This is a genomic window from Paenibacillus oryzae, from assembly GCF_001675045.1.
GTDB classification, from domain to species: Bacteria; Bacillota; Bacilli; order Paenibacillales; family Paenibacillaceae; genus Pristimantibacillus; species Pristimantibacillus oryzae.
In genome coordinates this window covers 164758-173845 of the sequence record NZ_LYPA01000054.1, presented here as the reverse complement: position 1 = coordinate 173845, position 9088 = coordinate 164758, and the positions used below count along the sequence as shown (strand labels likewise).

The 9088-nt window shown below is 40.7% G+C and carries 5 protein-coding genes and 1 pseudogene; all 6 read right to left on the bottom strand.

Going from position 1 to position 9088, the window contains the following annotated elements:
• Nucleotides 1-78: 78 nt before the first annotated feature.
• Nucleotides 79-387, bottom strand: a pseudogene (locus A7K91_RS27055) (DUF6997 domain-containing protein); the annotation flags it as partial.
• A gap of 12 nt (nucleotides 388-399) precedes the next feature.
• Nucleotides 400-963, bottom strand: a complete 564-nt coding sequence (locus A7K91_RS27050) for a hypothetical protein (RefSeq protein WP_245697460.1) — start codon at nucleotides 961-963, stop codon at nucleotides 400-402.
• Nucleotides 964-1049: 86 nt separating this feature from the next.
• The gene (locus A7K91_RS12285) at nucleotides 1050-1925 is read right to left on the bottom strand and encodes a hypothetical protein (RefSeq protein WP_068683049.1); all 876 of its coding nucleotides are present in this window, start codon (nucleotides 1923-1925) and stop codon (nucleotides 1050-1052) included.
• Between the two features lie 4 nt (nucleotides 1926-1929).
• Nucleotides 1930-5406 (bottom strand): hypothetical protein, encoded by a 3477-nt coding sequence (locus A7K91_RS12280; protein ID WP_068683047.1) that lies wholly within the window; start codon nucleotides 5404-5406, stop codon nucleotides 1930-1932.
• A 10-nt stretch (nucleotides 5407-5416) separates the two neighbouring features.
• Nucleotides 5417-6295 carry a DUF4007 family protein gene (locus A7K91_RS12275; protein WP_068683045.1) on the bottom strand — a complete coding sequence of 293 codons (879 nt, stop codon included), beginning with the start codon at nucleotides 6293-6295 and terminating at the stop codon, nucleotides 5417-5419.
• 1164 nt (nucleotides 6296-7459) lie between these two features.
• Nucleotides 7460-8869, bottom strand: a complete 1410-nt coding sequence (gene rlmD, locus A7K91_RS12270) for a 23S rRNA (uracil(1939)-C(5))-methyltransferase RlmD (protein ID WP_068683172.1) — start codon at nucleotides 8867-8869, stop codon at nucleotides 7460-7462.
• Nucleotides 8870-9088: the final 219 nt, after the last annotated feature.

Below are 9088 nucleotides of genomic sequence, written 5' to 3'. Positions count from 1 at the left end.
TTCCTGTTTTTATTAAATATATTTCAACATTACGATGACGATTTGATAAGAAAATTTGTCCTTCTGAGTTATGCAAGGTTAAATTACAATTGACTCTAAATCAAGAATGAGGTGTGTATATTTCTTTATCTCTAATTCATCGTAAGCTACAATTTGTAATCTAGGATCCGGAATACTGCATTCTACAATGTGGTAGTGAATCCCAAGTTGCGACGTCTTTATTTTAATGTACACAGGAACTATCTCTATGCCCTTAGGAACACTACCTGAAATTCCCAGAATGGGATATAGTAACTTGTGTTTTGCCAACGATTTGTGACTGGTATCGCTCTTTGCCTCAACAACAAACAATGTCTCTTTTCCACCTCTTTTTTCTAGTAACATGGCGTCAACCTCAACTTAACCTTTGTTATGAATAAATATGTCCCTTATCTGACTATGTGGTCTAAATTGAAAAGTGAATGTCGAGTTGCAACTTGCTGGGGGAAATATTGGTCTTATATGATCAACGCCGAGAGCGTAGCTTATTAAACCAGATGAGAATCCAAGATTTACGTAAGATTTTTCGGTTAAAGACGGCAAGATTGAAAAAACTCTTAACTGATCAATATTGACAATCGGGATATACTCAATTCCTTCCGACTTAAAAATCTCATCATCTTTTAGGAAAAAGTCATCTAATTTATCTTGCACTTTAACTAACGCAAACTGAGTGCCTGTCCCACCTTGTGTTTGCCCTAACCTCATAATCATAGCGGAATGTTTTTTTGCAGATTGATGTAAACGTTCATATGAATCTATCGATATCGCTGCGGGTGTTGCCCCCGTCTTAGGTATTCCGTTATTTTTCAAGTAATCTATGAATGAAATTGGTCCAAAGGTAGCAACCTGCTTGTCCTTTATTGTATTAAAAGCCGGTTCGAAAACCTGACTTATCCCTTGCTGCTTGTTTACAAATTCCATGAAATTACCCCCTTTGCTTTCCAATATTATATTACACGAAAAATAAAAATCGCCGGAATATTTCCGGCGAAAGGGAAGGCTTTGTATTATGAAAATGAACATACACAAGGAATATCTGCATCTGCTTTAAACAAAAATTTTTCGAAACCTTCCGCTTCCATCACTTCGCGAAATTGTTTCATGGTATAAGACCCACCATTCTTTTTCAGAATGGAAACATCCTTTTGAAGTTTAGCCCTAAAACGCTCTTCCATATCTTCTTGTTCCCGATAACGTTCGGGCCATATTGCGTATAATAGAGCATAATGCTGATAACCTCCACGCACACACCTACCCGCACAGTTCGCGTGGGAAAATCCCTTAATACCATTTCTTACAGCAATTCTGGCGTTCTCATTTCCTTCATCCGCTAGCTGCTCAGCAATGTTATACATTCGAGGTAACTCGATACCCCATTCGTCACGTATAATCCCCTTGGCGTCGAGATCCTCCCTGAACAATTCAATCAATGGAAACCGAGTCTCAATAGGTTCTAATGGAAAATGAGCATAAAAATCCTTTAAGTTCTCGGCCCGATGCTTCTCGTGAGGACCAATCCCGAAATACAAAATGGGTTCTAGGTTTCTTTCATTCCTTAATTCCTCTTCCAAGAAAATAATGGTTTGCCTTACTTTCAGTTCTTCCGAGCACTTGGCCAATCGCGCATTACCAAGAAATCGTTCGTCGTAGAATACTTCTTCTGGAGTTCTTCCATCGAGTCTCTCCGTAATTTCCAAACCAATATGGCTCGATACTTCCTCCATAAACCGGTAATTGTCTTCATCTTCCCATAAAGTGTTTGTGAAAAACAAAATACAGTTCTCCTTACCGTAGGTTTGCACCATATGATAAGCGACATACGCACTCCCAGCCCCGCCGCTAAACATTGCCACATGTACAACCTTTTTCTCTTGGGTGTCCATTGTATCACTCCGCTTTGACTACGTAATTTTCAAACAACTGATAGATAAGGTACTCAAGTTCTTGCCGCGGCACATTTTTCCCTGCCGCGTTAATCATTCTTTCTAAATTTGAATAGACAGTCGCCGATTTCACAGACAGATCGACCTTATTAATCAATTTCCTACTATTGTTAAGTTGGATTGAGACTACATTTAGGTTGCTTTGTTCAATCTTCTGCTCAGTAAGCTTTAGTTCCTCTAAGTCGTGACGTAGTTGTGCAAAGAATAAATCATAAGTGGTATCAGACCAATCCTCCACTTTAACTCCGACGTAATTTCCGAAAAAATGCTCTATCAAAATATCTTCATTATCACTGGAAAGAGAGTTGTAAATTTTTTCTGGCAGCTTATTAATCGAATAAGAACCGCTGTCACGCTGTTCCTCGACCCAATTCTTTAACTCTTTGAAGTCTCTAACCCCTATAACTTGCAACAACTTCTTAGCCAGTTCTTTCTTTAGTAGTACAGTAAAGTTTTCTGCGTATTGCTTAGTGGCTAATAACTTATCCATGTTTTGTTGGTAGAGCATTAATAGCTTTGCGACCGATTGTTGAGGATCTACCTCCGACCTCTTTATGAGATCCCTAAATTCTCCAAACTCTTTATCCACGTTAACCGAAATTTGCGTAATTTTAGGGAGCGACCGCAGCCATTTCAATAATGTACCGCAAATAAAGATTAGTCTAGACTGGTTGTTTAAGCGCGTTTCAAGCGAATCAGCAAAGCACTTTTCAATACTGTTAAAGAATTCAACATAATTATCATTTATGTGCTCGTATGCGTAATGGTAGTACTCCGCCCCCATATCCACTATGATTTCAAAGAGCGTCTCACCATCAATACCGGGAACAAACATACCGTTGCGATACAACATAAATTCGTTCCAACGATCCCTCAGCAATGCAACAAAAAGAATAGGGATCAATGGCTTCCTAATTCCAAACGGTGGAGCCGAAAACATTTCAACAATATCTTTGAAGTTACCAGTCGGGTTACTTTCTAAAACCTCAATCAGTCTTAATCTAAGCGTAGCGAAAGATTCATTTCTAATGTTAGAGTAGTCTAATTTATTGACATTCTCATCAAGCCTATCATTGTTTTTAAAAATGGCTGCAAACAAAGCATAATCAGGCCCATTGCCTTCAATTCCAAACTGCTGTTTACGTCGATCCTCAATAATTTTTTCAATCAGCTTAATTGCTGCATTTCTTTGTACACCTGTAACCGCGTTCCTATTAAAGGAGTCATTTAAAATCACAGGTGTACACTTGAACAACTCATAACATTTATCGGACAACATTTCCGTAACATCACGTTCTGAACGTATTGTCACTTGATCTCCTGCAATGTACCAGGCTCTCCCATCTTCGTACGAAGCTATTTCTGATAAATATTGAGAGATTCTATACTTGGTTTCATTGAATAAGATCTCTAATTCTTCCTTAACTCCCTTATCTTCCGCTAGTAAAGTTTTATTCCTTCTCAATGAGTCCAAACCTAGATAATTGTAAACCTCAGGTATTATGCCTATTACAGGTTTGGAATGGAGGAAGAATAGCGTCCTATCGTTTTCCTGACTCAAATTTTGTAAGACGGGATCTAGTGATTCGTGAGTCTCTAAATCTTCCGCTAGAACATAGTAGACTGAAAAATCGGAATGTTGAGTCTCTTGAATCAACTTTCCTTCAATAATTTCTTTCCCATAGACAACTTTTACTGCAGCGAATCTTGTCATTCCCTTGTCATCATTGTATCGTTCTGGAAAATAAAATCTCTTTACGAGATTATCGTATAGAACTTCAATCTCTTTAGATTGATCTGTTTTTAGCGACTGTTTCTCATGTTCCAACCGTTCGTGCAAATCAACTGAGCTTCCTGCAAATAACTCCCAGTAGTCGTTTACTCTGTTAAACCTAATCACTTTATGTTTGTCTAGTACGGGTAAAATATCCGAGAGTTCATCTTCGTTCAGTTGTGTCGCAAATTGTAAGAATTCAGTGTTGAGCTTCTGTTCGCTTTGTACTGTGCACAAGTTCCAAAGAGTTATGAACTTTACTAAGTTCGTTGCCGATTTTTTATTTAAGAGCTCCTCAGGAAGACGAGCCATCGCTTTTTTATAAAGAAGAATGTGTTCCGAAACATCATCATTCCCAAAATCATTAGAGTCGGGAAAGAAAAAATCAAACAGTTGATGGCCTAAATAATACTCATTGCTTTTGCCTATATGATTTAATAATCCGCCCGTCTCTAGACTTTCTAGAAAAGTAAACAACGATCTCTCATTTTGTCCGAATACTCGAGTTAAGTGCGGCAGAAGGAAGATCGATACCGGGTGAAGCGGGAACATGCCTCGAACAACCAATTCATCTCGTTCCGTCTGATTAATACTCGGAAAGAGGGGGTACTTTCTCAACATTTCACGTGTTTTTGTAAAAGCTGCATCGCTAATTACTGGTTTCTGATTTATATTCTCCGTCAGTATTAATTCCGAAATTCTGAGAAAGGTGGCTTGGTCACTTTTCACCAAATATTGATTAAATCGCTTTTCAATACGCTGAAATTCTCTAGCTACCTCTTCATTAGAAGCACTGAAATAAGATCGTAAACTTTTATGGGTAATTAATAAAAAATGTATTGAATTCGTTCTGTTTGCCAACTCGGCAAGATCTTGAATATCTTGCATAGACTCATTGAACTTAGTAGCATTCATGCCCTGCAAAAATCGAGCGAATTCATCATATACAATAAAGATCCCCAAGTTATTGTCTTGCAAAACGGTTGTCAAGTACTCCATCTGCGACAAAAAACTATGATCATAATCGATATCAAACGAAGCACCAGCTGTGAGAAGCGGGTACATTTCCGAAAAATATTTTATTTCGGTTTCGTTCTGCTTTTTTATTTCTTCAACCCATTGATTGAGTTGCTTCCCATCTTGCTCTAACCGTAGACGAAACTTGTCATACGTATCGGGGAAGTCTTTCTCCCATAAAACAATAGAGTTAATTATTTTTGCTGCCAGTCCGGGTAATACAATATCAATGCCCTTCTCTTTGAGTTTCTTAACAACGCTAGATATAATTGAATGTCTGAATCTGCCTTCGTTACCACTCAATAAGATTGGCAGGTAAGGCATCGTTAGTTTACTTGCATCTCTAATCTTTGATGCAACATGGTCGCCGACATGTTCAAGCTTTTCAATTAACGCGTCCACTGCCATAGAACTCGCCATTTTTGACACAATACTTCCGATAACGTTAGCTAACAACGACTTCCCAGTACCATATGGTCCGATAATAATATGAGATCGGTTAGCCCCTTCAGCGAATCCATCAATGATCCCTTTCATGGCCTCCGCGTGAGAAGGTGTTGGAATATAACGATTAAATAACTCTGCATTTCCAATATCGAATTTAATGTTAATACTTGACTTGAATTCCATCTCTAGTTGGTCATCCTTTCAAAAGCTCGCCTTTTATATAATCAACAGATGAAATCGCCGGCACTCTAACATAATCCAAATTATTTGTTCTAATGTATTCTATCGGATATTTATCATGGGTGGTTAGACTATTTAGGACTTCGACAACCTTATTTCGAGTTAAATTAAATACTCTTCCCCAGAGGTTGTCAGAATTCACAATCTCATCAACACTAATAAGGCGATCCTCTGATATCCGGTCATAGTCGAGTAGAACGTAGTAAAGAGACGAGATACCTATTGTAGAAATTTCAGGAGTGACTTTCCGAATTGTGTCGTCCCGTTCTCCCGAACGTTCGCTTCTCATTAAGGATAATTTGGAGAATGGACAGAACAACACGTCTTCCGGATCATTCACATCAGGTACTTTCGTATAAAATTGGATCAAACAATCTATGTCTCGCTTGAGAGAATTCTGCGACACTTCTTTCATTTCATTTTGGCTAACCCAAGTGGAAAACGAATTAAACAAATCACCCTTACTAACCATCGTTTCTTTGTACTTGTTAAAGTACCAATCGAAAACAGTCGAAAGATCCTTCTTGTTCCTCACCAAATGGTAGTGAAGTATGGATAACGATTCGTTCCTCTGAAGAAGTCGATCACTATCGAACAAAATGTCACCAAGTTCAGACAATACATGTACCCGCTGACCCTCTTCTGTTCTTTCTTCAAGAACGTCAAAAGCTAGCAGCCAATACTTCAAAGACTCAAGCATGTTTTTGCCCAAGCCAATTGTTTCAAAAGCAAATTCATCAAAAAAGAATCTCTTATTTTGCTTTACTGCCCTTAATCCCTTACTAAACCATCTGTCCCTTATATAGAAGCTTTGGTGTCTAGCATATGCCATGTATGTAGATCATCCCTTCATGAAAATACAAAATTACTCCTGGAGACTTATCTCCAGGAGTAATTATACATCAAAACAGCGGAAAAAGACAACGAATTCAGGAAACATGCGTTCCCCTACTTATTTAATTCCTCCTTAGCTGCTCAGAATATGTATAGAATGTACAACCACTAAATACTTTTTCACAAGTAGAGTCATCTAGGGTTTGTACATGCGTTATAGATTGAAGCCGCAGGAAAAACAGTTTAATTCCCTCATTACGTTTGATAACTTTTTCAAACGCGATTACATATTTTTTTCTAGTTTCCTTAACCTTGAGGCATGTCCTTCTTCATTTTTTAAGATCGCCGTAATTTGAATATTGTCTATAAAGAATGAATTTATGAAAATACGTTCTCTTTCAATTACTCGCTCAACTTTAAAGATTACAAATCTTTGTTCAATTTGTAGCACTTTATTTATTTTATGGCATAAAACAACCATATCCTCAAATGATATCACACGACCAGATTTAACTTTGGTTATTGCTTACAGGAATCCTTCCTAGATTAATTCTTAATTTAATTGGTTTCCTAGGGTTCGTAGATATATATAAGATCTCCCATCTCGTTCAGCAGCAGGATGCCTAGTTTGGGTAAACTTAAGGCAGTTATGCCTACCTCTGTCACGCCATAAAAAAACTCTGTTATTCTAGGTAAGTTGGAGTGGTGGAATTGTACAAGAAGGGCAATGCACTTTTGGATTTCGGTTTGTGGGTACGAGTATTTAAATGATTTCCAATTGGTTCGTCAAATACTTATTCATAGGATTTTCGATTCAACAAATGCCATATCCTCCGTTACAGCTTTCCACCATGGATGTTCCCCGGAAATGAGCTAGTCATTAAAATTACAAACGACCTTATGGTCTAGTCCTCTACCTTGATTCAAATAATAAATAAAAAGCAAAAACCCGCTCATATAGCAGGTTCTCAATATGGAAACAAGAGAGGGGATCAAACCACTACTGTCCTAATATGAAATTGCCTGATTCAAGAAGTCGGTCTTCTCGGGATTTAATCTATTTCTTTCGTCAACAATCAGTCAACTCTACTAGTTTCGGGCTTCTGTTTGATACTTTCATCTCATCTGTACTAAGCCCCAAACCCACTCCACGATTAAAATCTCAGCGATCTGTACCATCCCGCACCAACAAAGCTACCGATTCTACGTGCACGGTATGCGGAAACATATCCACCGGAGTCACCTCAACCGTCCGATACCCGCCATCCTCCAGTATCCGCAAATCCCGCGCAAGCGTGGATGGATTACAGCTCACATACACAACCCGCTCCGGCTGCATCTTCAAAATGGTATCCAGCAGCTCCGGATCACAGCCCTTGCGAGGTGGATCAACCACAATCACATCGGCCTGAATGCCTTCCTTGCGCCAGCGGGGAATAACAACCTCCGCAGGTCCCGCCTCAAATTCGGCGTTCCCAATGCCGTTCAGCTCGGCGTTGCGCTTCGCATCCTCAATTGCTTCCGGTACGATTTCTACCCCGTACACGCGGCCGGCCGAACGAGCCAGAAACAGCGAGATGGTGCCGATGCCACAATAGGCATCGATTACATTTTCCGTACCCGTCAATGCCGCATACTCCAGCGCCTTGCGATACAGCGATACCGTTTGCGTCGGGTTCACCTGGTAAAAGGAACGAGCCGAGATTGCAAAGCGGATGCCGTCCAGCTCGTCATAAATCACTTCGCTTCCCCAAACGACCCTGGTTTCATCGCCAAAAATAACATTTGTGTTGCGTTCGTTAACATTATGCACAATGCTTTTTAGACCCGGCAAGGCGGCTCTCAAATGCTCGATCCATTCCGGCTGGCGCGGCAGTCGGCTGCTGTTCGTAATTAGCACAACCATTTTTTCGCCTGTCACCACTCCGACGCGTACCATCACATGGCGCAAAATGCCTTCGCCCGTTTCTTCGTTATAGGGCTTCACACGCAGTTCTCGAGCAATTTGCTTTACAACTCTGATCATTTCATCATTTTCGCGATGCTGAATGAGGCAATCGTCCATATCAATAATCCGATGGCTTCCCCGTTCGTAAAAGCCGGCAATAAGCCCGCCATCAAAACCGGATACGCCTACAGGCACAGCCGCTTTGTTCCGGTACCTCCATGGCTCATCCATTCCGATGGTTGGCATTACTTTAATGCCGCCTTCCTCTATGCTTGAAGCTGTTCCCGTTGCAAGCAAATCCCCTTGCTCCTCGCCCTGAATGTGAAGCTTTCCGATTCTGCGCAGGCTGTCCACCACATGCTGCCGCTTCCACTCCAACTGTGCGGCATAGTCCAGATGCTGTAGCTGGCAGCCGCCGCATTTATCGTAAATAGCGCAAGGCGGCTGCAATCTGTCGGGACTTTCCTCAAGGATAGCCTCCAGTCGAGCGTAGCCATATTGCTTTTTGGTTTTCATAACCTGGGCCTTGACCTTTTCGCCCGGCAAAGCGCCCTGCACAAAAAGGGTAAAGCCATCGGCACGGCCTACCCCTTCCCCATCATGCGTCAAGCCGATAATATCCATTTCGACCTGCTCATTTCTATCAAAAGCGGTCTCAAGCTCAACAGGGCCGCTGCGGCCTTTGCCCTTGGATAATTTAGCGCTTTTTGAAGAATGACTCTGCGCAGTCTTTAGGGCACTTTTCGACTCACTTTTCAAGCTACTTTTCGCGATACTCTTCACGCCGCTGTACGCTGATCTGGAATCGCGTTTTTCACTGCTTGCAACCGCTCCCGCATGACG